We start from the raw sequence: 25,980 nt of genomic DNA on the forward strand, positions 1-25,980 counted from the left end.
GAAGATTATTATAAAAATTTATTAAAAAGATTGAGGTATGTTCGGAAGCTATTAGTTTTATGTACTATAATCCTTAACAAAATGAATTATTTTTACAGTTTTTCATACTTCTATTTCATAAATGCAAACCTATTCTAGCTTTTTAGCTCTTATTCAACATAGTAGTCCAATACATAAAAATCGGGTACAATTCTTGCTACAGAATTGTGCCCGATAGTTGAAAAATAAAATTAAAACTCTTCCCTACTGATCCATCCTCAAATTCAAATTTAGCTGTCTTTGCAAAATTTAAACCCTTAGCGAGCCACGAAACCCCCTGGCGGCATAATAGGATTCTGCTCCATTGTGATACACGAAGACGTGCCCAAAGCGACAATCGCAAAAAAGGGCACCGCCGAGTTCTCTAATATCAGTCGGTGTTTGCACCCAACTCGACGTTTTCTTATCGAAACTTTCAAGATTCTGCAACGCTCGGTATTGTTCTTCCGTTAATAGTTCAATATTCATAGCACTTGCCATATCAATAGCATTATTTTCTGGTTTATGTTTTTTTCTTGACTCTAGCCCTTCACGATCGTAACAAACACTTCTGCGACCTTTAGGGCTTTCCGCTGAACAATCATAAAAAATGTATTCACCCTTCTTTTTATCATACTCAACAACATCCGGTTCACCGCCAGTTCTTTCCATTTCATTGAGCGACCATAGTTTTTTAGTATTAGCATCCAGCTTAGCTTGAACTTTAGCCCATTCAAGACCTTTATGGCGGTTCATGTTTTTCTCAAAACGAGCTTTCAATACTCTGAGTAATTCTTCACGTTGTTCTAATGACAACTCTTTTTCATTGTTAATTTCAGTTTCTTTTGTCATGTTAGTTTCTCCCTTATTATTTATAGACATAATATTTTTTTGTGAGGATTAGTTATTTTCTTATTTTAATCTTGTCTTTTTATTTATTGCAAATCGAGAAAAGCGACACCCGTTTTAGGGGTAATCACAGGGTTGCTGCTCTAGCCCGTCACATAATTTATATAAAATGGAATTTGATTAATGAACTATGGGGTTTCTAATGGGCGTTTCTAGGAATAGAAGGAGCATCCATATCGGGAAATTCGTACATTTAGACACAAATTTCCCGGTATAGTGTTGTACCCCATCGCTATCAACTTAACAAAAATAAACTACCCCAAAACGATAAAATTAAGAAATTTTTATTTTTTGTTTTGAGGTAATTCTAAATTCTTAAATTGATAGGCATGTATGGTGACCCCATTAGAAAACATTGCATCCCTAAAAACACCCTTTTTATGTCCACTAACATCAATAGTTATTTCATAGAATTGAAACTACTTTTTTGCATTTTAAATTTATTAAAAATGTGTATCCCAAGAAACTACGTATAATAAGCATGTAATAAGAGTCTTTTTGTAAAATTAAAGAAAAAGAATTATGCGAAGTCGTAATTCTTTCAATACAACCCCTTTCACTATGTAACTGAAAGGGGGATTCGAGTGCAGGACTAACAAACATAGGATTAATAATAACTAACGGAGGGATTTCAGTGATATATTTAATTACTGGACCGATGGCAAGCGGCAAATCTACTGTTGCAGAATTGATGGCAAAAAAATTTGAGAAGTCAGTACACTTACGTGGGGATATCTTTCGTAAAATGATTGTTTCTGGCCGAAAAGAAATGAGCGAAAATTCTAGTGAAGAAGCTGAAAATCAGCTGGATTTGCGCTATCAACTAACAGCAGAAGTTGCAAAAGGTTACAGTAATGCGGGTTTTACTGTTATTGTGCAAGATAATTACTATGGTGAAAAACTTCCGTATATTCTAGAATTAATGGCTCCGGAGAAAGTGGAACCAATTGTTTTAATTCCTAATGCTAATGTTATTCGAGAAAGAGAACGTAATAGAGGCAAAACTGGTTATATTGGCTTTAATGTTGATGATTTACGAGAAGAGTTTTTAAAAACTACTCCGCATATTGGATTATGGATTGATAATAGTGTAGAACAACCGCATGAAACAGTTGATCACATTATGAATGAGTTAGGAATGGAATCAAATTAAAAGTCCCCATAATAGGGGTCTCGCATGCCCATCAACTTAAGAATTTTATAACACCCCTAAAACAAAAAATTGTACATTTTCACCGGGAGATGCCAATTTTCTCGTTTTGGGGTATTTGCTTTTCTTAGCTTGATAGGTATGGGGTAAGACCACATGCCCATCGAGCTAAGATTTTGAGACACCCCCATAACGAATATTTTACCTTTTTACAGTTATTTATGAGAATTCGGCTCATTTTTTTCATTTTGGGGAAGAATCAATTTCTTAAGTTGATGGCGATGGGGTCTCGCCCCCACACGACGAGCCAGCACTCCAAACAAAAAGCAATAAAAAATCAAAAGGCATATATCTTATGTTTAATGCGCATGTAGTGATATCTTCATGAATAAAATTTACTGGAGGTGTATGGATATGGACTGGTATAGTATTGCATTGATGGCAGCCGGGGTCATCGGCGGTAGCACTGCGATAGTTCACGGGATACTGATGAAATCGCTGATAATCAGGCCGATTGAGGCAGTTTTTGTGGCGAATGAGCAGATATCTGCACCGATACAAAAGATCGTGCGATTGCTTTTGCATTTTACCACATTCAACTGGTTAATCAGTGGGCTCACCTTGATTGTCGTCGCAATCTGGTTCAAGCAGGACGCAAGACTTGTGACTGGCTTATTTGCAGGTAGCTCTTTTTTATATGGTGCTATCATCTCTTTTTGGGTAATGCGCCGTCCTCATCCTAGTTGGATTTTGTTTTCTGTTGCGCTCCTTTTAATCGTCTTAGGATTAATGCCGATGGTCTAAGGCTTTACTTAGAGTACTGCTAGCATTTTAGAAAAAACTCATGCTACGCAAAAAATAAAATGAGCTGTCCATATGGGCAGCTCATTTACATAATGAGAGTTATCAGAAGTAAATGGAATCTGTTTTACAAATTTAACAACCTTTTTGTTATCATCGTAATAAAAGGAGGAAAAGGGAATGAATAACTTTTCATCTTTAATTTCAATAATAGGAGTATTGTTATTAGTTATCGCAATATTTTTTAATAAACCACGTAAATAATCTTTTTATATGCTGCTATTATTTCAAGATTACACTTGTTTTGATTAATGAATATTCTATTCGTGCTCGGTTAACATAACGTAACATTATCGGTAGCAAGGAAAAAGGTGGACTCTTACTCTCACAAGGGATTCGCCTTTTTCTTTTTCTATGATTCTATTCATAATTTTATACATTTCTATCCTGGCGTGGGTTTTAGGGTTCTCGTTTGTTACTGGATTAGCCGAAAAACTGTATAAAATCTTGCATACTCTTAGCGTGGTTTTTTTCCAAAATGCTGACGGTACCCCGAATACATAAATCATTCGCTGTCACAGTTGGGACACACAGAGAACCGTAGGTTCGATCATGTTGTTTACCTGGACCGGTATGAATATGTAGGAACCGTCCACTTAATAAATCATATTCAAGCTGAATTTTCACCCCCGCTGTATGGCTGCAGCCTCCTGCACCTGGATAAACGAATGAAAAGGAATCTGGGAGTTGAAATGCAGTTGAATCTAAAATACGAATACGCTTGAAAACAGAAGTATATGGAGAAGAAATCGGTATAGATGAGCCCAATTTTTGGTTTAGTAGTTCCGCTAATATGTGTTGTAAAAATTGGACCGCCGCTTTATTAAACCGTTGATTCAATCCCTCAGGACTGATGAGCATTTCTGTTGATGCTTCTAAACAGCTGGATAACTGAGTTAAAGAAGTTGTAGCGACATTTTGGCTCATCCATACACATAAAGCGACTAAATCCTTTGCTTGGTACTTACTGGTTCGCTGCACAAAACCAACATCTCTAGCAAGATCTCGTAATATATTTGGAGATAAGAATTTTTGAATTTCTTGAGCAAATAGTTGTAATTCATCAGATACAGAAATAGACATATAAAAACGCCATCCTTTCCTATGATTCTACAGAAAGAATAGCGTATTTTTTCATTTTAGGGGGTATTTTGTTTTGTTAGTTTGATAGCGATGGGATAGCACCAACAAAACGCGGATTCCATACGTTATACTTGATATAACAGTAAGCGTCAAACTGTCCCCACCTACCAATAGAAGCAGTTCCATGTCAAAATCTCCTTACGTACAAGACGAAAAGGAGATTTTGACATGGCTAAAATAGATCAATCAATGGCGTGGAAGAATCGAGTGGACGCTTGTCGTTCCAGTGGTTTAAGCATCCGAAGCTCGTAAGAAAAAGAAAGATGTTTATTTAAGTCTTAATACGTTCGCTTTTACTGTTGGTTATGATCGGTAGGGACATTCTCCATTAATAATTTGTAGGAAAGAGATAAACGTTAGAAAAACTGTCAATGAAAATTCATGTAAACCCTCTAAAAAAGTCTTACAATCAAAGCAGAGAGACTTTGGAACGGGAGGCACTAGCCATGAATCGAATTGAACGTGAAGAGAAAACAATTAGCATTATGATTGATATGTATTGTAAAAACGAACATGAACAAGATACTATATGTGAAGAATGCCAGAAGTTAAAAGAGTATGCTTATTTTCGTTTATCAAAATGTCCATTTCAAGAGAAGAAGCCAGCATGTCAAAATTGCAAAATTCATTGTTATAAACCAGATATGAAAGATTTTGTTAAGGATGTTATGAAGAAGAGCGGACCGAAAATGATTTTAAAACATCCATATTTCGCGGTCATGCATGTTGTTGACACAATGAAGAAGGCTCCCGACTTACCAAAAAGAAAAAAGAGCTAAAAGAAAAAACAGGTTGTCTAACAAGCCGATTTTTCCTAGGTTAAGGAAGAATCGGCTTTCATTCATAATCCCACTTAAAATCATAAAGGTAACAAATAAAAACAATACTATTTCAAAACTTCCAATACCGTTTGCTTCAAAATTTGTACGCCATCTAATATACAAGCTCGGTCAAACGTCATATGAGGATGGTGTAACCCTGGTTTTAAATTCGCACCTAATCCTAGCATGACAGCTTTTAAATGAGGCCTTTTAACCGTATAATAATGAAAATCGTCACTTCCCGCTGTACGCAGCGGTGCGGTGCAACCTTCTACTCCATATGTTTGCAGAATCCCTTTACGAAGGAACTGTTCCGCTTCCTCTGATACCACTGCCCCAGGTACATAATCGACCCAATCATAAGAAATCTTTACACCCATTGATTCAGCTGATTGAATAACTTTTTCTATCTTTTTCTTTAACTCTTCCAACAGTAAATTGTTTTCTGCCCTTACATCTAAAGCAAAATGGGCGTTCCCTGGAATGATATTTAAACTTTCACCGCCTGCTTGGCATCTCGTCATTTTAACGGAATAGGAATATTGCGGTGAAAGCCATATATTTTTCAATCCAATATTAATCATCGTAATGACATCGATCGCGTTCGTACCTTGGTGTGGCCGTGCACCATGAGCGTCAGTTCCAATTATATGAGCTTCTAAGAAGTCAGCCGCCCCGTGCCGGATAGATGGTGCTGCTTGCTTCAATGATAATTCCTCTACCGGTCGTAAGTGAATACCAAATAGGAAATCGACGTCATCCACAACACCTTTCTCCACCATTTTCAGAGCTCCACTTCCCTTTTCTTCTGCAGGCTGGAAAATAAATCGAACTGTTCCTGTTTTCCAATCCGCCTGTTTTAACTGTAAAATGAGCCCCATCACAACCGTCATATGCGCATCATGGCCGCATGAATGATTTGCTTTAAACTCTCCATCTACTTCTTGCCATAATGCGTCCATATCACCTCGAACCGCAACAACCGGTTTCCCGCTCCCCATTTCTGCGATTACACCAGGACAATCATCAAATATTTTATATGATATTCCTTCTTCTTCAAGAAATTTAGTAATATAGGCCGTTGTATTGTATTCCTTCCAACTTATTTCAGGGTTCTCATGTAAATGTTGAAAAATCTCACTTAACCGATCCTGCAAATCTATTTTTTTCAACGTCTTGCTCTCCCTTCTAAAATCGCAACTATTCTTTTAAAATTATATTGGACGCTAAGCAACCTTTTTTATTGATAACAATTCTGCTTCCCAAAAACATATTGAATATTCTTTCAAATGTCAAGGAATTCTACTTGGAGAAGAACGCAAAAAGAAACAGATAATTCACAATTATTCTCACGTTTTTTTGAAATATAATGTGAGAAAGTACCAGAAGAGAAATTAACATCACCGTTTTATTCCATCATTCCTTTATAAGGTTTTATCTCCATAATCTCACTCATGTAACTATGTAACATCAGCTATCTCAAATTCACAAACTCATTGCCTTTCGTGCGCTCTTAGTTCCGCCTCTTGATGAAGAACATTTAGGATTAGATATCGGCTTAACAGATGAGGAACTAGAACGTGTCATCTATCAAGAAGTTTCAAATGTTCATCCAACTTACCAAGGAAACGGACTTCAAAAAATATTAGCGAAAGTGATTATGGAGCAATTAAAGCAGTCCGATCACAACTATGAGTATGTTTGCTGCACCGTTGCGCCGTTTAATATTCCTAGTTTAAAAGACAAATTTGCTCAAGGGATGGAAGTTGCTGCGCTGAAGGAGAAGTATAGCGATCGATTGCGATATGTGTTTGTGAAAGAGTTGCAGAGTGAGAGACAAAAAGAATGGGTGAATATAGAAAAACTTCTCATGAGTGATATTGCTGGGCAGCAAAGGTTGCTTGCGGAAGGATATCGTGGGTATGAGATGAAGTTTTGTGATGGGGAGCATTGGGTGGGGTTTGGAAAGTAAAATAACAATAGCGTATTTTCTAATCTTATTTATTATAAGAAGAAATAAAAAGGTGAGGTACTACTATCTGTAGTACCTCACCTTTTTCAATGAAACATCCTTTTTGAAAAATGATAGAGAGAACTTGATAATTTCCTCGCTATACTTTTAATTGTATACTCGCCCTCTCTATAACTTCGAGCAGTTTCTTAAGTAATACTGATAAAATAATTCATCGGACCAACCCATTCGATGCTTTAGCTCAGTTAAATACGCTAATAAAATAAAGGAACCATCTGAATTGAACTCAAAAGAAACCCCTCTTTCTTGCAAATCATTTACTAATGGAGTGATCATTTCCATATGTCCACTACGATAAATCGCTTCACTACAAGTAGAAACTTCTCTCGCAAATTTTATTAATCCTCTTTCATGTAGCTTTTCTTTTTGTGATTCATAAATGCCATACGCACTGCTGAATAATACATCAATGTCCTTCAACGTAAGTGTTTCTTTTCCAATAAATAAATTTTGTGTTTCTTTTTCAAACACCCGAATAATTGGAATGTCCTCCTTTTTTCCCTTCAAAGCATGCAAAATACTCATGTAATACCATGATTGGTCACGTTTTCCACGATTAAAACGCGACCATACTTGATCGTCTTCTCTTTCTACATCTTCTTGAATAGACCGTAAGTTATGTAATTTATCTGCGATGATTAAAGTAATCTCTTCATTCGAACGGTGTGAAAGAGATTGGATAGTATGTTTTTTTCGTTCTTCCCATGACAATAATTTATCTGGCTCTGAAGCCGCTTGAACCAGCTTCAGCACTTCTTCGCCAAAATGCTCGCACAACTCAGCCTCGGTTGTACTCGTATCTTCCAAAGTATCATGTAATAATCCTGCAGCAATCACTTCATCACACTGCTTTTCTTTCTGTAAGATAAGTGCTACTCCAAATGGATGTATAATGTACGGAATGTTAGTACCTTTGCGCATTTGGCCTTCGTGCTTAATAGCAGCAAACTGCATCGCTTTCTCAATTAATCTGCTCATGTACCTCATCTCCTTTATTTATATTCATAACATAAACACCGTTCAGAATAAAATCTTCCGAGCGGTGTTTACTTCTCCAACCACATGTTAATTTATATTTTCTTCCGATCATTAAAGCCCTTCAACTTTACTAGAAACTTCTTTTACAGTTAACACTTCCTTAACTCGGACACACCCATCCCATGAGAAGTTTGTCCACATTCTTAACAATGTTTCTACTGGGCCTCTACTAAATCTTCTCAAGTAATAGTGGCTGGCAACCGCCTGAACGGCATAAATTACAATCGCTAAAATAACGCTCAAAATCATGCCCATCTTCCCAAATTGCCCAAGACCATATCCATAAAAAATGGATGTACAAATAACCGTTTGCATTAAGTAATTCGTCAGCGACAGTTTTCCGATATTTTCAAAGACCCTTCGAAGCATCCATTTAGATGATTTTGTATAAAAATAGGCAAACAGAAAAATATACCCAAGTGACAACAAATTCTTTCCAAGCATATCACTTACACCTACCCAATCGTTTTTAGGCGCTAAGTAAGGCATCAGCTTTAAAACAAGACTGATTGGGATGAATAGAAAAATCCCTTTCACATACAACGAGCGTTCCTTTATCGGATTCGCAAACCAATTTACCTTTGCCGCATACATCCCGAATAAAAATAATGGTGCAGACATAAATGGCAAAAACAAGAAAATAAATAAGTAAAACTCATCTGGCAAATCTAACGGATCTTCATTGAGTCGATGCTCTTTAATTTCTGCATAACTTCCACTTCCATAAACCTTCTTCGTTTGTTCAATATAATGGGCCATTTTTTCTTTCTCCTTGGCCGTCTCTTCCATATGTCCATACCCCATGAATGAAGTAAGAACTAATAGAATAATTCCCCAAACCATCAATGTTTTCTTCTTGCGGTTTAAAAATAGTAATAGGAAAAAACCCATCAATCCGTAAAAGGAAAGAATATCTCCTTCCCATAAAAAATGACCGTGTAACAATCCAAGAACAAAAAGAAATAAAAAGCGTCTCACAAAATACCGTTTTATCTTTACCCCTTTTCGCTCAAGACTTTCCTTCATTTTAATCATTGAATAACCAAATAGAAACGTAAAAATAGGCATGAAACTACCTTCTATCAGAACTTTTACAGCTTTATAAACTCCTAGATCTGCCGTAGATAATGAATAAAAATTAATTTCATCCTTACCAAATATTCCGTACTGAAAAATCAACATATTAGCCAACAATATACCTAATAAACTAAATCCCCTTATACCATCAACTGTAGAAACTCGATATTTATCCATTTTTTATCCCCTTACATGTTTTTGCTACTTTTAATTTACAATTTTAACCTTTCTATTAACGAAACAAGAGATTAACATTTCATAAACCTTTTTTACTTCCGTTCAAGTTCTCGTAATGTTCGTATGCTAATATAGTTACCGAGGTGGATAAGAATGGAAAACAAAAGTATTTTGCTTGTAGACGACGAAAAAGCTATTGTAAAAATGATTGAAATGGTGTTAAGAAAAGAAGGATTCAGCCATATTTATACTGCACATACAGCTACAGATGCTTTAGCAATTCTAGAAAAAAATTCAATTGATATGATCGTACTAGATGTTATGCTTCCTGATTATAGTGGATTTGAATTATGCCCAAAAATCCGTGCAATTTCAAATGCTTATATTTTATTCTTAACAGCTAAAGTATCGGATCTTGACGTCTTAACTGGATTTGCGATTGGCGGAGATGATTACGTCACAAAGCCATTTAATCCACTCGAGATTGCAGCAAGAATTAAAGCGCATTTTCGTAGAACTTCATCCGTAGAAATTTCACGAATCCTTAACAAGAAGAAGCAATATAACTTTGGAAGGTTTTTAATAGATGAAGACAAAGGAGAATTATTTGTGAACGGTCAGCCAGTTTCTTGCCCGACCCAAGTATATTTACTTTTATTGTATTTGTGCAAACACCCAAACAAAGTATTCTCAAAATCTGAACTTCTAGAAGCCGTTTGGGGATTTACCCATTACGTAGATGATAATACCGTATCTGTCCATGTAAGACGAATTCGAGAACGAATTGAAGAAGATCCAAGTCAACCGCAATTTTTATTAACGGTCCGTGGCCTCGGATACAAACTGGTTGAGGGGAAGTAATATGAAACCATTACGAAGAAGGTTAATTTTTCACTTCTCTCTTCAATTTATTACCTTATCAATTGGGATGATTTTATTAGTTTTTGCTCTATTTTTTTTATTGATTCAACAAATTAGTAGCCAAGAATTAAGACGAAACTTTCAAGCCGGGATACTAGATTGTATTACGACCGATACGATAATCGAAAATGGCGAGGCAAAAATTGATAAGAAATGGGAAAAATTTCTTCGTGAAAGACAAATGTGGGCACAAATTGTCAATGATCAAGGACATGTGATTACATCAAGCAATGCGCCTTCCTCCCTGCCTGAACACTATTCTGTGGGCGACATTTTAGAAATAAAAGAAACGAAACATTTTAGTGAGTTTACCGTTTTAACTAAAGTTGATAATACATATAAAAAAGACCACATTTTTATGGTTGGATATAAAGATACACAACAGGATATATTGGAATCATTTGTTAAAAATTACAACTTACATGGTCAGATTTCCGAAACAAATAGAGCTGAATTTGAAGAACAGCTCAAAAAAACAAACGGCACACTTCATATTATTAACAAACAAGGGGATATTATCGAGAATATTGGGAAACCAATGAATCTAAAAAAATATGATCCTTTAGATATTGTTTTAAGAGAAACCGCACCTGGTATTCATTCAACGAAGATGTCTGTTTATAATGATCCTTCTTCCGATAAGATTTGGATTTTACATACACCAAAAAAGAAAGATAAAAATCAAACACTATCTATCATGGAGGAATATCTTATTGGGTTTGGTATCGTAGGTGCCATCGTGTTGTTAATTACGATTACCCTTTCTTCTTGGAACGGTTTCCGTTATGGCAGACCGCTATTTCTTTTTACAAGTTGGTTGGAAAGAATGGAACAAGGCAATTATGATGAAGTATTAACCGAAAAAGAAAGAAAAAAAATCTACCGCAAAAACGGTAAAGTAAGAATGCGTTATCGTTTGTATAAAGAAGTTATCAATGCTTTCTACAAAATGGCGGAAAAACTAGATGCATCGGTAAAAGAACGAGCAAAGCTGGAAAAAACACGAGAAGAATGGATGACCGGTATTTCTCATGACCTTCGTACCCCCCTGTCTTCCATCCAAGGATATGGACATTTATTAGAAAGTGGGCATTATGATTGGTCAGCCGAAGAACTTGAAGAAATAGGAAAAACGATTCGCGAAAAAGGAGATTACATGCTTCACCTAATTGAAGATTTTTCACTTACGTTTCAGCTAAAAAATAATAATCTCCTTCTTTCTAAAGAAACATATCAATTGAATAATCTCCTTGAAACAATTTTTAATAGATTTTCCGATGATCGAACATTACAAGACTATTGCTTTCACTTTAAGCCTATTCATAAACAAGTAGAAATTGAGGCAGATAGAAAATGGTTCGAGCGAATGATGGACAACTTAATTTTTAATGCCATTAAACATAATCCTAGCGGAACAACTATCACCATTGGGGCCTCTGAATCTCCAAAAGGACTACAAATCTGTATTGAAGATAACGGTGTCGGCATGGATGAAGAAACGATGGGACAGTTATTTGAACGCTATTACCGCGGAACGAACACCGATGAACAAATAGAAGGAGTCGGCCTTGGTATGAGTATCGCCAAACAAATCGCTACTCTCCATGGAGCTACATTAGAAGTACAATCTGAAATTGGAAAGGGAACAAAAGTGGATATATACTTATCAAAAGCTTCCTCGTTATAATGAGGAAGCTTTTCTTTATATATAACGGCTTAAAAACTATTATCTCGGAGATTGACTTCCCCATTTCTTATGCTCCATTGCACACTTATTAGCTGATCTCACTATTTTCTACGTAATGGCTAGCGGCTAATGTCGAGAAACTTAGCTACTTTTGACTTATTATGTTTTTAACAAGATCGATATTTAATTTTTACTCATTCTATATAAAAGAAAGGTGAGACACTACTAGTAGTAGCGCTCACCTTTCTTTTATTTATAACAATTTCCCCGTTTACTTCTCGCTCTTTTCAAGCCAAGCCACACACTCCACATGTCCAGAGTGTATGCGGCAATACAATGGAGTATTTGTGAGTTCAGTTATAAGAAAAGAAGCAATTATAAACTAAAACTGTAGTGCAATAGTAATCGCTCCAACGATATCACTACTAAACAGTCATTTTCCAGCTTGATAATGCTAACCAGTCTTCCATTTCCTTATAATCAGGCATTATCTTCCCAACAAGGCGCCAAAAGGATCGATCATGATTTAGATGGACCATATGGCACATTTCATGAACGACTACATAGTCGATTACCCTCGGCGGTGCCATTGCTAGCTTCCAATTAAATGTTAACTGCCGCTTTGAATCACAGGTTCCCCAAGTACGGTTACTATCTGAAATATGGATTGAACGCGGCTTTGTTTTAAAGTTACTTTGATAGGATTTGATACTCTTCTCTACTAACGCTTTACACCGCTGGTAATAAAATCGTTTTAAAGCTTGTTTTATTTTCTCATCCTCAAGCTGTTTCACATATATATGCAGCTTATCCCCTTCAAACACTGCATGGTCTTGCCCGATACTTGCATCTTGAGAGATCTGTATCGGATATGTGTTCCCTAAATACAGAAAGTTCTCCCCTTGATCATAGACCCTCTCCTGTGGCCCAAGCCTTCTATCCTTCATTTCCTTGGATGTTTTCTGAATCGAATCCCATTTTTCCTCTAACAATTGGAGCACGTATTCAACAGGCGTTCCTTTAGGAGCCTGGACTTCAACGTTTCCGTAAGAATCTATATAAATGCCTATGGATTTTCGCTTCTTGTAATTTATATGAAAACTAATTGTCTCACCTGAGTATGTATGTATCATTTCATCACCTAGAGTATTCGTTCGTGTTATTTTTGCATTATGCCTATGCATGATGTATTAAAAATGATTAAAAAATAAGAGTAGGATAAAAACTTCCTACTCCATCCATCGTATCGTTTACTTTCTTAACATGAATACACATGTGCACTCACCATGCAAATACATGTAATATTAATTAGTTACAACACTTGTTACTTCGAGATAATTTTCTCCCACATCATTTATGTGTAAAAGAATTCGTAATTCCTTATCCTCTATATTTTACAGCTAATCCCTTTAAGAAATTCCTTGCGTATCTATCACCGCACTCTTTATAATTCTTATGGCCTTCTTTTCTTAATAGAGCGCTTAATTCTCCTTTTGTTACCATGACTCCTACGTCTTCTAATATATCAAGCATATCCTCACTTGTTAATGCTAGTGCTATTTTCAATTTCTTTAGAATGAGATTATTGACACTTTCATTATTCTTTAAAGACATCACTTGTCTATCCGGTTGCCCTGGTTTTGGATCTTGTTTTCCTCTTTTAAAAGTAATAAAACCATTCAAAAATGACTCTAGCATAATATTATTGCATGTTATTTCGTAATCATTGTCAGCTTCATCATGGTAACTGTTTTTTGATTTTGTAAGCATCTTCCGCATTTCTTCTTTTGTTACTTCAATGCCACCAAGTTTAAATACCTCCACCATATCTGTATCTTTTATATCCATAGCATATCTTACTCTAATCAATATATCATTATTGCTTATACTCATCGTTAACCCTCCTAAAATATTGACTATTTGCACAGCAGTCAAAGCGTATCCTCTAAAACGCTCTAAATTTCAACGATTATCATGTTAAATATAATAGTATCACCAAGAATCGTCCTTAAGATTGTACTCCCCAACACTTTTAAGGTAATGCCCGCTAAATTAATACTTTAACACTTTAAAGACATGTTTTATAGTTTTACCCGAATTAATACTTGTGAAGGTTATACCAAAAACCCCACGAAGACCTTGAGTCTGAGGAAAGATTAACATGATTTTTTGATTCATTCCTGTCTCTTTCATTCCGCCTGTGGATCTGCTCTATATTTGTTAAACCCGGAAGTACGCTTATAAGATTCTTTCCGCCGCAACATTAAAATGCTGCCATTTGTACAGAACTGGAGATAGCAACCATAGACATTGCCTCAGTACCGTGAATTCAAGTACACCTCTATAAATCATGCTTGTAGTAAAATAGCCCGAAGGGTTGACTAAAAGAAAAAGCAATGCTTTGATTTCTCAAAAACACTGCCCGTTTCCTGCCCCAAACTTATTTTACAAAAGACGACTTTCCCGCATTCAGCCTCCACAGTTCACTGTCCCCGTCCCATCAACATTCTTTTTCAAAGTTATCAAGCAATGCACGCACTTCATCTGTTGATTTCGTACTCATCAATTGATTTCTTAATTCAGCAGCTCCACGGAATCCTTTTACATAAATTTTGAAAAAGCGATGAAGCCCTGTGATTGAACGTGGTAGTACTTCCGCATATTGATCTTGAAGATCAAGCTGCAGTCTTAAAAGATCAAGGTATTCTTTACTGCTATGCTCTTTTGGCTCTTTTTCAAAAGCAAAAGGATTTTTAAAAATACCTCGCCCAATCATAACGCCATCAATACCATATTGCTGGGCAAGCTGCAGCCCAGTTTGACGGTCAGGAATGTCTCCATTGATTGTTAGTAGCGTATTTGGTGCGATACGGTCACGTAATTTTTTGATTTCCGGAATTAGCTCCCAATGCGCATCTACTTCGCTCATTTCCTTTCTTGTACGTAAATGAATAGAAAGGTTCGCAATATCCTGTTTTAAAATATGCGTTAGCCACTCCTCCCACTCATTTACATCCTTATAGCCAAGTCGTGTTTTCACGCTGACAGGCAGCCCGCCCGCTTTTGCTGCTTGAATAAGTTCTGCCGCAACGTCTGGACGCAGAATAAGGCCACTACCTTTCCCTCTCGATGCCACATTCGGTACAGGGCAGCCCATATTAATATCGATGCCTTTAAATCCTAGCTCTGCCATGCCAATACTCATTTGACGGAAATATTCGGGATTATCCCCCCAAATATGTGCCACTATTGGCTGTTCATCTTCTGTAAAAATCAAACGGCCACGCACACTTTTCATACCCTCTGGATGACAATAGCTATCCGAGTTTGTAAACTCTGTGAAAAATACATCCGGTCGACCGGCTTCACTTACTACGTGACGAAAAACAACATCTGTCACATCTTCCATTGGTGCAAGTACAAAAAATGGTCGTGGTAAATCACGCCAAAAATTATCTATCATTTCAAACTCAAATCCTCTCGCTATGAAGCCAAATGTTCCACTTCTTTTACACTTATATTATGCTTAATAACTTATTATCAAACACAAGTACATTTGGACATTTATAATTTGTGAAAAACTATTGTGAAAATCGGCAATGTTTATTTTAACCAAAATCAGTCCTGAATGGTATTTTTATAAACAAAAAAGCAGATGGCATAGATTTTTTCTATATCAACTGCTTTTCTATTATACCAACTTCAACCAAGCCACACACTCCACATGCGTAGTATGCGGGAACATATCCACAGGCTGAACCTCCTGCGTCTTATACCCACCTTCTTCAAGCACTTTCAAATCACGAGCAAGTGTCGCTGGGTTACATGATACATATACAACACGTTTTGGTTTCATGTCGATGATTGTGTCTAATAGTGCTTCATCACAGCCTTTACGAGGCGGATCGACGACGATTGTGTCGGCGATGATGCCTTGTTTGTACCAGTTTGGGATAACTACTTCTGCTTCTCCTACGCCAAATTCAACGTTTGTCATGTTGTTTAGTTCTGCGTTTCGGTTTGCGTCTTCGATTGCTTCTGGAACGATTTCAACGCCGTATACTTTTTTTGCTTTTTGCGCTAGGAATAAGGAGATTGTTCCGATGCCGCAATATGCGTCGATGACTGTTTCGTTTCCATCTAGTTTTGCGTACTCGAGTGCTTTGTCATATAGCACTTTCGTTTGTGTTGGGTTTACTTGATAGAAAGAACGGGCTGAAATCGCAAATTTAATGTCACCGATGTAGTCATAAATATATTCTGATCCGTATAGGACTGTTGTCGCGCTGCCGAAAATGACGTTTGTCCGTTTGTTGTTTACGTTTTGGATGATCGATTTTACACTTGGGAACTTCGCTGTGATTTCGTCGATGATTGCCTGTTTGTTTGGAAGTTCTGCGGTGCATGTAATAAAGACAAGCATAATTTCCCCTGTTACTTGTCCGTAGCGAGCCATAACGTGACGAAGTGTTCCTTTGTGGCGCTCTTCGTTGTACGCTGTTATGCCGTGCTTTTCACAAATGCGTTTTACTTCTTGAATTAATGTATCGTTTTCTTCTGCTTGGATTAAGCATGTTTCCATATTAATGATGTCATGCGTTCCTTGGCGGTAAAAGCCAGCGACAAGTCCGCCTTCACGTCCGCCAATTGGTACTTGTGCTTTATTTCGATATACCCATGGGTTTTCCATACCAAGTACAGGGTGAACGGGTATATCATGTAGTCCGCCGATGCGCTGCATCACGTCACGTACTTGTTTTTCTTTTGCTTGTAGTTGTCCTTCATATGTTAGGTGCTGAAGCTGACAACCGCCGCACTGATTGTATACTGGGCATTCTGCGTCTTTGCGATATGGGCTTTCTTTATGAAGCTTCATTAAACGACCAAAAGCAAAGTTCTTTTTTACTTTAATAATTTTAATTTGCGCTTCTTCACCTGGTAATCCGTTTTTGACGAAAATAGGATAGCCCTCCACTTTCGCAACACCGGCGCCGTCATGTGTTAAATCTTCAAACACTACATCTATAAACTCGTTTTTTTCAACTGGTGGCGTCATTTTATTACTCATTTTCCGACCTCTCTTTTTTCATAACACTGCGTTACATTTTACCATACTCCCTCGCTCTTTAGCCATTGGAAGAAAAAATCTATTGACGACAATTCTTTATAAATGTTACGCTACTACTAATTGCATACGGATGGTGTTACCTCATATATACTTGATGATATGGATCGAGAGTCTCTACCCGGCAACCGGAAATTGCTGGACTATGGGGAAAACTAATGAATAGTAGCTTTTTTATTATATATATAAAGACTCATATTGATTAGCTTTCTCGCATAGAAGGAAGTCGATCTGTATGGGTCTTTTTTTATTTTTATTTTAAAGGTCAGACATCATACGTATGACTTGAAACCTTTGAGGGTAACTCCTCTATTTACTTAACAGCATCTGAAAGGAGAAAATTTTGTGCACTATGTAATGAGTATTATCGGCATTCTTGCCGTATTAGGAATTTGTTTTGCTTTCTCTACCAACAGAGCAAAAGTGAATTTCCGCGCTATTATTATTATGCTTGTTTTCCAAATTTTAATTGGTTGGTTTGTATTTGGAACAAAGATTGGTCAGCAAATTATTGTTTTTATCGGTCAAGTCTTCAATAAATTAATTAAACTTGGTACGACAGGTGTAGACTTTTTATTTAACGGCATTCATAAAGATTTTGTCTTTTTCTTTAATGTATTATTAATTATTGTCTTTTTCTCTGCACTACTTTCTATTTTTAGTTATCTTGGCATTTTGCCTTTTATCGTTCGCGTTGCTGGCGGTGCGATTTCAAAAATTACAGGTTTGCCGCGTGTGGAATCGTTCCACGCTGTAAACTCAGTCTTCTTTGGATCAAGTGAAGCATTACTTGTTATTAAAAATGACCTGCAGCATTTTAATGCAAACCGTATGTTTATCATTTGCTGCTCGGCAATGAGCTCTGTATCAGCTTCTGTCACAGCATCTTATGTGATGATGTTAGATACAAAATACGTATTAGTAGCCTTGCCGCTAAACTTATTCTCCAGTCTTATCGTTTGTTCATTATTAACACCAGTTGATACGGCACAAGAGGATGAAAAGCTCCAAAAGTTCGATAAAAATATGTTTGGTAACAGCTTAATCGATGCAATGATTAACGGTGCATTAGACGGTTTAAAAGTAGCCGGAATTGTTGCGGCATTAATGATTGCTTTTATCGGTGTAATGGAAGTTGTAAACTTCGTAATCTCTTCCGCTTCAGGTGCAATTGGTCATAAAATTACATTACAACAAATCTTCGGTTACATTCTTTCACCATTTGCTTTCTTAATGGGAATTCCAGCACACGATGTTATTTCTGCTGGTGGTATTATGGGAACGAAGATTGCATTAAACGAATTCGTTGCGATTCTCGATTTAAAGAAAATCATGACAACATTATCCCCGCGCACAGTTGGGATTGTTACAGTATTCTTAATTAGCTTCGCAAGCATTAGCCAAATCGGCGCAATCGTTGGTACAATTCGTGCTCTATCTGAAAAACAAGGGAGCGTTGTATCACGTTTTGGATGGAAACTCCTTTGCGCTTCAACATTAGCCTCTATTTTATCTGCGACAATCGCAGGATTATTCATTTAACTATATAGATAGCTTCCTATTTTTAAAATAGGAAGCTATTTTTTATTTTCTTCACAAAACATATATATAGTTTCATTCTTTCAACATACAACTCACTACTATGCAAAACACACCATGACTGCTACTCGCTTACTACTTTTGGTTTTAAACGTTGCACGTGGCAGAAAAAGTCCCTGACCGTTTCTATACACGGCCAGATGCTCTCGTCCTCCCCTAAAAAGAAAGAGAGTTTTTATGTCGGTTTTTCAATATAATTGATTCATTTAAGTGTATACATTTATTATTATTTATTCGTTGTATAAGTATAGGGAGGACAAATGATGAAGAAAGAAGATATACTCGCCTCCTATCTTATCAGTTTAGGAGAGGAAGTATTCAATCTATTACTAGCGAAAGGAGCCAAAAAAGAAGATGCTGAAGATATAATTCAAAATACTTTTTACAAAGTGTACACACTGTTGGATGATCTAACTGAAAGCAATATACGTCCGTGGTTTTTTAGAGTCGCACTCAATGAATATATTGACTTAAAAAGAAAAAAGGAACAGCAGAACATCTACTTAACTGAGGAAATTTATGCAAAGCTACAATATACAGACCGCGAATTTGATGCCATTTTAAATAAGGATGAAATTTTCTATTTATTAAAAGACATCAAAAAAGAATACAAAGAAGCTTTCTTTTTAAAGTATTACTATGATTTTTCATATGAAGAAATTGCGACTATTTTGGGCATCAAAGTAAACAGTGTAAAACAAAATTTATATCGTGCGCGTAAATTTATTCACTCAAAAATAGGAGGAAAACATTAGTGGACACTTCTTTAAAAGATGCTTTAAAAAAAGCTAAACGAAAACAATTATTAAAAATCGTCATTATTTCAATTATCGTTGTACTTCTTCTATTACCAATCCTTTATAAAACTGGCAATTACTTTGCAGCGAAAAGTTCTACAAGACTTCACGAGCAGCTCTTTTTACATAATGCAATTGCTGAACCTAATATTCAAATCAATTCTCAAGTTACGAGTAATACCTCTATGTTTGGAGGTAATATTGTGACGAATCGTTCTAAAAATATTAATGGTTATTTAGTACAATGGAGCACACTTACAAGTTCGTATGATTGGCTTCGTGTTAATATTGATCACAACGAGTTAATACCAGGGTTTTATTGGTCTGATACGGAGTTCTATGAGTATGATAAACAAACAAAGAAGAAAGTTGCGACATTTTATCACCCATCTATTAAAAAGTACTATGATGGTGTACAAAATGAACTAGGTGAAATTTCACAAATGGACAATCACGTTGCGGAAGTTGCGATTTCTTTCGATCAGCCTTATACATTACAAGAAATTCAAACAAAAATTCCTGATAATTTAAACATCGTATGGTTGTATATGACATCAAAAATTGTAGATGAAAGCAAAGGACCTATGGGTATGCCTGTTTATGGATTTGATCCATCTGATTCACCGAAAAAGGCATACGATAGCTTTATTGATGCACTTAAAAAATATGATACAGATGGTAGTGACGAAACAATCCAGAAGTTTTTAAAATCAAATAAACATAAACAGTTTGATGAGGTGAAAATTTTAGGGATAATGCTGACTGGTCAAACCAAAAATTTTAAAGCCTTAGAAAATCAAGATTTTATTCGTGGTGCTTCTGTAGGGGCTACTGCACAAATCGTCCCTTATATTAAGCCGAAGAAATAATAAGCAAGAGACCAGATGAACATTTGGTCTCTTGCTTATCAATCATTTTGTTAATTTAACAAATATCGAAATATTTCTATTTTTATTATAGAGGACAAAAAACATACGGTATGCAAATCCAATTCCATACTCTATTTTTAAACAACTATTTTATCTTTTAAAGAGCCTTATTATTTTTTTATTTTCTTTACAAACCTTATATATAAATCTATTTTAATTTTTCGACATATAAGTCGCTGCTATGCAGAATAGTTCACTTGCTCCCTTTGTTTTAAACCTTGCATGTGGCAGGAAACGGCACTGACCGTTTCTATGCGCGGCCAGATGCTCTCGTCCTCCCTTAAAAGAAAAGGGTTTTTATATCGTTTTTTCTAATATATATACATCTTCCTGATAAGTTATAAAAATCCAGCAGCCTTGTCGTAATTATCCAAAAAAGGATATTCCCCTCTCCATTCGAGAGTGATATGATTAACAAGGATATAATACACAATAGAAGGATGGATATGATGAAGAAATACGCACTATTGGCTTTACTTTCTTCTACTATTCTCGTAGGCTGCAACGCTAGCGTAACTAGTGATAAACAGAAAAAAGAAGCAGCTACCGAGAAGAAAAAAGTTGAAGCGAAAACAGTCGACGTTCCCTTAGCACAAGGGAATATAACATGGGAGCCTTTTGCACCTGATGCAAAAAACACAGTGCTCTATATGAACAATTTAAAAGATGCGTTTAAAGAAGTACAATACCACGTTTGGCGCACTGCTGATGGCCCTGAAAGCAAACAAACATTTTCATCACATGAAAAAGAACGTAACTTTGCTTTCCCATTCCACTTAAAAGCTTTCAATTTGAAACGCGGGGAATATCAAATTGAAACAACAGGATTAAAAGAAGATGGCACACAAGTACCTCTTGCTAAATCTACAATTACATTCCAACAATCTGTACCAATTCTAATGTATCATGCAATTGAAAAATACTCAGGACCCGGTGACGGTGAGTTAGGTTTGTATGTACCACCAGAACAGTTCGAATTACATATGAAATATTTAAAAGATAATGGGTATACGCTGCTGACTTTTGAACGTTGGGGTGATATAAATCGTGTTAATAAACCTATCTTTATAACGTTAGACGACGGCCGAAAAAATAATATGAATGCCCTTAAAATTTTACAAGGTTTAAAAGATGACAAATTTCACCCAGCAGCAACAGAGTTTATCGTTGCCAATGATATTGATGCACCAAATCGTCTTTCAAAAGATGAAATTAAACAGATGGTCGATTCTGGTATTTTCTCTATCCAATCGCATACATCTACTCATGCGATGATGGCTTTTTCAAACAATTACGATGAAGAATTACGAGTTTCAAAGGAGAAAATTCAAAGTCTTACTGGTCAGAAAATCATTGCTCTTGCGTATCCAGTAGGTTCTTATAACGATCAAGCTGTTGCAGAAACAAAAAAATATTACGAATTTGCAGTAACAACAGATCATGGCAATCATCTGACAAAAGGTTTACCGAACGAGCAATATTTAATTAAACGCCATTTTGTTGGACCTAAAACAACAATGGGTGAATTTACGGCATTGGTAAGAGAGCGCAATTAATAATATAAATACAAATTCCTGCCGCATAATAGCGACTGCTATGTGGAAAAATGAAAATGGATTTATATATTGTAAGGCTGTTTTTATGAATAAAGCAGCCTCTTCTTATACTTTGATTAAAGGATGCTTATACTATGAAAAAATATATTTCTACTATACTACTCTCTACTCTGTTCATCGCTGGTTGTAGTAATTCGACGCAAACAGAACCGAAAAAAGAAGCAGCAGCTTCCAAGCAGCAAACCGCTAAGAAAACAGAGGCGAAAGTGCAGTCTCAAGGGGCTATTTCATCGAATCCAATTACACACGAATCAACAAATACTGTTATCTATACAAAAGATGTAAAAGATCCCCTTACAGAGGTGCAATATAAAATTTGGCGCACTGCTGACGGAAAAGAAAGTGTAAAAACATTTTCTTCTAAAGAAAAAACAAATCATTTTTCTTTACCGTTCGATCTGAAAGAATTTGAAGGAAAGCGCGGAGAATATCAAATTGAAGCAAATGGTGTAAAAGAAGATGGAAAAATAGTTCCACTTACAAAAGGAGCAATTGTCTTTCAGCAGCATGTACCGATTCTAATGTACCATGCGATTGATGATTATAAAGCAGGCGACGGTATTAAAGACCTTTTCGTCTCCCCTGCCAACTTTGAAGCGCAAATGAAGTATTTAAAAGATAATGGCTATACACTTTTAACCTTTGAACGTTGGAACGACATTAACAAAGTGAACAAACCAATTTTCGTTACATTTGACGATGGTATGAAAAATAATCTAAACGCTTTTCATATTTTACAAAAGCTTAAAGATGACAAATTCAGACCAACTGCAACAGAATATATGATTACCAATTCCATCGATACAGATGGTTCTCTATCTACAGCTGATATAAAAGAAATGGTGAATTCCGGAATCTTCTCTGTTCAATCTCATACAGCAACACATGCGGATTTACCAAAAATCACAAACTATGAAGAAGAGCTAAAAGGTTCAAAGGAGAAACTCGAAAAAATTACTGGAAAACCCGTTATTGCTATTGCTTATCCATTTGGCCATGTAAATGATCAAGTTGTTGCAGAAACGAAAAAATACTATCAATTTGCGACAACAACGAAACCTGGACAATTTATTACAAAAGGTGAACAAGATGAGTTATTACGTATGAAACGTGTCCGTATTCATAACAACACGACTGTAGAACAGTTTGCGTTAGCAATTAAATAAGAAAATAGAACCCGATTACAATTGGGTTCTATTTATAATTTCAGAATTTTCCTGTATTATGTATATAATAAATATTGAAACAAAGGAGAATACATATGTCATTTGAACAAACATTAGAAAAATATGCTGCACTAGCCGTAAATGTCGGAGTAAATATTCAACCGGGACAAACATTAAATATTGGTGCACCAATTGAAGCTGCCCCGTTCGTTCGTCTTGTTACAAAAAAAGCTTATGAATCCGGTGCAAAACATGTATATGTCGATTGGATTGACGAACATTTAACACGCCTAAAATACGACTTAGCACCAGAAGAAGCCTTTTCTGAATTCCCTGCTTGGAAAGCGCGTGCACGTGAAGAACTAGCAAAAGAAGGCGCAGCATTTATGTCTATTTACGCAGAAAATCCAGATTTATTAAAAGGTGTGGATCCAAAGCGTATTGCGAGCGCAAATCGAGCAGCTGGGGAAGCGATGAAAACAGTTCGCGAATATATGCAAGCTGATAAAGTAAGCTGGTGTGTTATTTCTGTTCCAACAGTGGAATGGGCAGCAAAAGTGTTCCCAGATGTACCGAAAGAAGAACAAGTAGCAAAATTATGGGATGCGATTTTCCAAGCTACTCGTGCTGATTTAGAAAACCCTGTTCAAGCATGGGATGAACATAATGCGAACTTGCATACAAAAGTACACTATTTAAACGATAAACACTATAGAGCGCTATCCTACAAAGGACCAGGAACGAATTTAACAATCGAACTTCCTGAAAAACATTTATGGGTAGGTGCTGGCAGCGTTAACGAAAAAAATGTACCATTCATGGCAAACATTCCAACTGAAGAAGTATTTACAATGCCATTAAAAACGGGCGTAAATGGCTATGTAACAAGTACGAAGCCATTAGTGTATGCCGGAAATATTATTGATAACTTTACGCTTACATTTGAAAATGGGCGCATTGTAGACTGTAAAGCTGAAGTTGGGGAAGAAACATTAAAACATTTAATTGAAGCAGATGAAGGTTCTCACTTCTTAGGAGAACTTGCATTAGTACCGCACGATTCACCTATTTCTAATACAAATATTTTATTCTACAATACATTGTTTGATGAAAATGCCTCTTGCCATTTAGCAATCGGTAATGCTTATGCTTTCAACTTAGACGGTGGTAAAACAATGTCAAAAGAAGAACTTGCAGAAAACGGTGCAAACTCTAGTATTACACATGAAGACTTTATGATTGGTTCCGCGGAACTAGATATTGATGGCATTACAGCAGATGGTACACATGAACCAATCTTCCGTAAAGGGAATTGGGCGTTTTAATAAAGTGAAACTTCCATCAGTGGGGAGCTTACTGCCCGTTAATGCGGGATAAGAATAAAAAATCGCATCAACGGTTTCGTTGATGCGATTTTTTTATAGTCCTAATGAAATATATTTAATTTCTAAATACTCTTCAATTCCAAAGTGACCACCTTCACGGCCGATACCACTTTCTTTAAATCCACCAAATGGCGCTTGTGCAACCGATGGAAGACCGTCATTTAAACCAATAATTCCATATTCCAATGCTTCACTAATTTGAAACGCTTGGCTAATATTTGTTGTAAAGACATATGCTGCTAAGCCATACGGTGTGTTATTCGCACGCTCAATTACTTCTTCAGCTGTTTTAAATTTCGCAACAGGTGCAACCGGCCCAAATGTTTCTTCTGTCATACATAACATCTCATCATTCGCTTCACCGATTACAGTTGGCTGAACAAAGTGACCATTTAATTCTTCAATCTTTTGTCCTCCGTTCAGTACCTTTCCACCCTTTTGAATTGCATCTTCTATATGTTCTTGCACTTTTTCAACAGCTGACCCATCAATAAGCGGTCCGACAGTTGTACCTTCTGCAAAACCGTCACCTACCTTTAATTCTTCTACAGCTTTTTGGAACTTCTCTATGAATTTTTCATATACATCTTCTTGAACAAATACTCGATTCGTACAAATGCAAGTTTGACCAGCATTACGGAATTTCGAACCGATTACTGCTTCTGCAGCTTTATCTAAATCCGCATCATTCATCACAATAAACGGTGCATGGCCACCTAATTCTAGAGAAACTTTTTTCACTGTTTCTGCAGCACCGCGCATTAACTCTTTACCAATTTCCGTTGATCCCGTAAAGGATACCTTTCTCACACGTCCATCATTCATCCATGTATCAGCAATTGCTTTCGCGCTGCCTGTTACAATATTTAAAACACCTTTTGGAATGTCTGCTTCATGCGCTAGCTCAGCTAGTTTTAATGCTGTTAATGGCGTCTGGCTTGCTGGTTTCACAACTGCCGTACAACCAGCTGCTAATGCAGGTGCTACTTTTCTTGTAATCATAGCTGCTGGGAAGTTCCACGGCGTAATTGCTGCGATGACACCAACAGGTTGTTTCGATACAAGGATTCGCTTATTAGGGTGAGAAGCAGGAATCATTTCGCCATATACACGCTTTCCTTCTTCCGCATACCATTCTACAAAACTATTTGCATAGTTTACTTCACCAAGTGCTTCCGGGAACGGTTTTCCTTGTTCCTTTGTCATAATAGCTGCGATTTCTTCTTTCTGCTCATCAATTAATGTAAACCACTTTTTCAATTTGTTCGCACGCTCTGCTGCTGTTAACTTCGACCAAGCCTTAAATGCTTCATGTGCAGCATCAACTGCTTGCTTCGCCTCCGTTACCCCGCCTTTTGGAACAGTAGCAAACACTTCTTGTGTAGCAGGATTGTTAATTTCAATTTGCTCATGCAAATGAATCCACTCTCCATTTATGTACATCGCTTTCTTCTCTAACATTGCTTTTTTATCCAATTTGTTCGTCCTCCTTTATCTTTACTATGATATACCTTTTTATGTAACCTAAA

General features: G+C 36.5%; 20 protein-coding genes, 2 pseudogenes and 1 riboswitch. Of the genes and pseudogenes, 12 read left to right on the forward strand and 10 right to left on the reverse strand.

Annotation, left to right across the window (positions count from 1 at the left end; translation table 11 throughout):
- Window positions 1-288: 288 nt before the first annotated feature.
- Window positions 289-870: a DUF4256 domain-containing protein gene (locus BM350_RS22885; RefSeq protein WP_090917498.1), complete on the reverse strand. Its 582-nt coding sequence runs from the start codon at window positions 868-870 to the stop codon at window positions 289-291.
- A 691-nt stretch (window positions 871-1,561) separates the two neighbouring features.
- Between BM350_RS22885 and BM350_RS22890 the strand changes: the two genes are divergently transcribed.
- Together BM350_RS22890 and BM350_RS22895 are read left to right on the forward strand one after the other, a co-directional pair.
- Window positions 1,562-2,080, forward strand: coding sequence for an AAA family ATPase (locus BM350_RS22890; protein ID WP_244548062.1), 519 nt, complete (start codon window positions 1,562-1,564; stop codon window positions 2,078-2,080).
- Window positions 2,081-2,491: 411 nt separating this feature from the next.
- Window positions 2,492-2,881, forward strand: a complete 390-nt coding sequence (locus BM350_RS22895; RefSeq protein ID WP_090917496.1) for a hypothetical protein — start codon at window positions 2,492-2,494, stop codon at window positions 2,879-2,881.
- Between the two features lie 549 nt (window positions 2,882-3,430).
- On the opposite strand, the pseudogene BM350_RS22905 reads toward BM350_RS22895, so the two are convergent.
- A pseudogene (locus BM350_RS22905) lies at window positions 3,431-4,021 on the reverse strand (IS4 family transposase); the annotation flags it as partial.
- Between the two features lie 431 nt (window positions 4,022-4,452).
- Between BM350_RS22905 and BM350_RS22910 the strand changes: the two are divergent.
- A complete protein-coding gene (locus BM350_RS22910; RefSeq protein ID WP_006097186.1) occupies window positions 4,453-4,860 on the forward strand; it encodes a nitrous oxide-stimulated promoter family protein in 408 nt (135 codons plus the stop codon).
- 107 nt (window positions 4,861-4,967) lie between these two features.
- Here the strand turns inward: BM350_RS22910 and BM350_RS22915 are convergent, their stop codons facing one another.
- Window positions 4,968-6,074: a M20 peptidase aminoacylase family protein gene (locus tag BM350_RS22915; RefSeq protein ID WP_090917493.1), complete on the reverse strand. Its 1,107-nt coding sequence runs from the start codon at window positions 6,072-6,074 to the stop codon at window positions 4,968-4,970.
- 317 nt (window positions 6,075-6,391) lie between these two features.
- On the opposite strand from BM350_RS22915, the pseudogene BM350_RS22920 reads away from it, so the two are divergent.
- Window positions 6,392-6,874: pseudogene (locus BM350_RS22920) on the forward strand (GNAT family N-acetyltransferase); the annotation flags it as partial.
- A gap of 168 nt (window positions 6,875-7,042) precedes the next feature.
- Here the strand turns inward: BM350_RS22920 and BM350_RS22925 are convergent.
- Both BM350_RS22925 and BM350_RS22930 read right to left on the reverse strand, forming a co-directional pair.
- A complete protein-coding gene (locus tag BM350_RS22925) occupies window positions 7,043-7,912 on the reverse strand; it encodes an HD domain-containing protein (RefSeq protein ID WP_090917491.1) in 870 nt (289 codons plus the stop codon).
- 111 nt (window positions 7,913-8,023) lie between these two features.
- Entirely contained in the window at window positions 8,024-9,226 is a 1,203-nt protein-coding gene (locus BM350_RS22930; protein ID WP_090917489.1) for a DUF418 domain-containing protein, read from the reverse strand.
- A 153-nt stretch (window positions 9,227-9,379) separates the two neighbouring features.
- Between BM350_RS22930 and BM350_RS22935 the strand changes: the two genes are divergently transcribed.
- Both BM350_RS22935 and BM350_RS22940 read left to right on the forward strand, forming a co-directional pair.
- Window positions 9,380-10,087: a response regulator transcription factor gene (locus BM350_RS22935; protein ID WP_090917487.1), complete on the forward strand. Its 708-nt coding sequence runs from the start codon at window positions 9,380-9,382 to the stop codon at window positions 10,085-10,087.
- 1 nt (window position 10,088) lies between these two features.
- Window positions 10,089-11,834, forward strand: coding sequence for a sensor histidine kinase (locus BM350_RS22940; protein ID WP_090917485.1), 1,746 nt, complete (start codon window positions 10,089-10,091; stop codon window positions 11,832-11,834).
- A 425-nt stretch (window positions 11,835-12,259) separates the two neighbouring features.
- Here BM350_RS22940 and BM350_RS22945 read toward each other — a convergent pair whose 3' ends face one another.
- The 4 genes from BM350_RS22945 to rlmD all read right to left on the reverse strand — a co-directional run bounded on the left by BM350_RS22945 (window position 12,260) and on the right by rlmD (window position 16,902).
- Window positions 12,260-12,967, reverse strand: a complete 708-nt coding sequence (locus BM350_RS22945; protein WP_090917484.1) for a M48 family metallopeptidase — start codon at window positions 12,965-12,967, stop codon at window positions 12,260-12,262.
- Between the two features lie 247 nt (window positions 12,968-13,214).
- Window positions 13,215-13,727 (reverse strand): YehS family protein, encoded by a 513-nt coding sequence (locus tag BM350_RS22950; protein WP_090917483.1) that lies wholly within the window; start codon window positions 13,725-13,727, stop codon window positions 13,215-13,217.
- Between the two features lie 607 nt (window positions 13,728-14,334).
- Window positions 14,335-15,297 (reverse strand): tRNA dihydrouridine synthase, encoded by a 963-nt coding sequence (locus tag BM350_RS22955; protein ID WP_090917481.1) that lies wholly within the window; start codon window positions 15,295-15,297, stop codon window positions 14,335-14,337.
- Between the two features lie 228 nt (window positions 15,298-15,525).
- A complete protein-coding gene (rlmD, locus tag BM350_RS22960; protein ID WP_090917479.1) occupies window positions 15,526-16,902 on the reverse strand; it encodes a 23S rRNA (uracil(1939)-C(5))-methyltransferase RlmD in 1,377 nt (458 codons plus the stop codon).
- A gap of 121 nt (window positions 16,903-17,023) precedes the next feature.
- A riboswitch (purine riboswitch) is annotated at window positions 17,024-17,125 on the forward strand.
- A gap of 179 nt (window positions 17,126-17,304) precedes the next feature.
- Here rlmD and BM350_RS22965 point away from each other — a divergent pair.
- The 6 genes from BM350_RS22965 (at window position 17,305) to BM350_RS22990 (ending at window position 24,391) form a co-directional block, all read left to right on the forward strand.
- Window positions 17,305-18,501, forward strand: coding sequence for a NupC/NupG family nucleoside CNT transporter (locus BM350_RS22965; RefSeq protein ID WP_090917477.1), 1,197 nt, complete (start codon window positions 17,305-17,307; stop codon window positions 18,499-18,501).
- Window positions 18,502-18,821: 320 nt separating this feature from the next.
- Complete coding sequence (locus BM350_RS22970) at window positions 18,822-19,313, forward strand: RNA polymerase sigma factor (protein ID WP_090917476.1); 492 nt, start codon at window positions 18,822-18,824, stop codon at window positions 19,311-19,313.
- Window positions 19,313-20,224 (forward strand): sigma factor regulator N-terminal domain-containing protein, encoded by a 912-nt coding sequence (locus tag BM350_RS22975; protein ID WP_090917474.1) that lies wholly within the window; start codon window positions 19,313-19,315, stop codon window positions 20,222-20,224. The genes BM350_RS22970 and BM350_RS22975 overlap by 1 nt, the downstream gene beginning before the upstream one ends.
- Before the next feature lie 509 nt (window positions 20,225-20,733).
- Window positions 20,734-21,840, forward strand: coding sequence for a polysaccharide deacetylase family protein (locus tag BM350_RS22980; protein WP_090917501.1), 1,107 nt, complete (start codon window positions 20,734-20,736; stop codon window positions 21,838-21,840).
- Between the two features lie 134 nt (window positions 21,841-21,974).
- A complete protein-coding gene (locus BM350_RS22985) occupies window positions 21,975-23,066 on the forward strand; it encodes a polysaccharide deacetylase family protein (RefSeq protein ID WP_090917472.1) in 1,092 nt (363 codons plus the stop codon).
- Between the two features lie 95 nt (window positions 23,067-23,161).
- The gene (locus BM350_RS22990; protein WP_090917470.1) at window positions 23,162-24,391 is read left to right on the forward strand and encodes an aminopeptidase; all 1,230 of its coding nucleotides are present in this window, start codon (window positions 23,162-23,164) and stop codon (window positions 24,389-24,391) included.
- 93 nt (window positions 24,392-24,484) lie between these two features.
- On the opposite strand, the gene BM350_RS22995 is transcribed toward BM350_RS22990, so the two are convergent.
- Window positions 24,485-25,927, reverse strand: coding sequence for an NAD-dependent succinate-semialdehyde dehydrogenase (locus tag BM350_RS22995; protein WP_090917468.1), 1,443 nt, complete (start codon window positions 25,925-25,927; stop codon window positions 24,485-24,487).
- Between the last annotated feature and the right edge of the window lie 53 nt (window positions 25,928-25,980).

This window comes from Bacillus sp. 103mf (genome assembly GCF_900116295.1).
GTDB lineage: Bacteria > Bacillota > Bacilli > Bacillales > Bacillaceae_G > Bacillus_A > Bacillus_A bruguierae.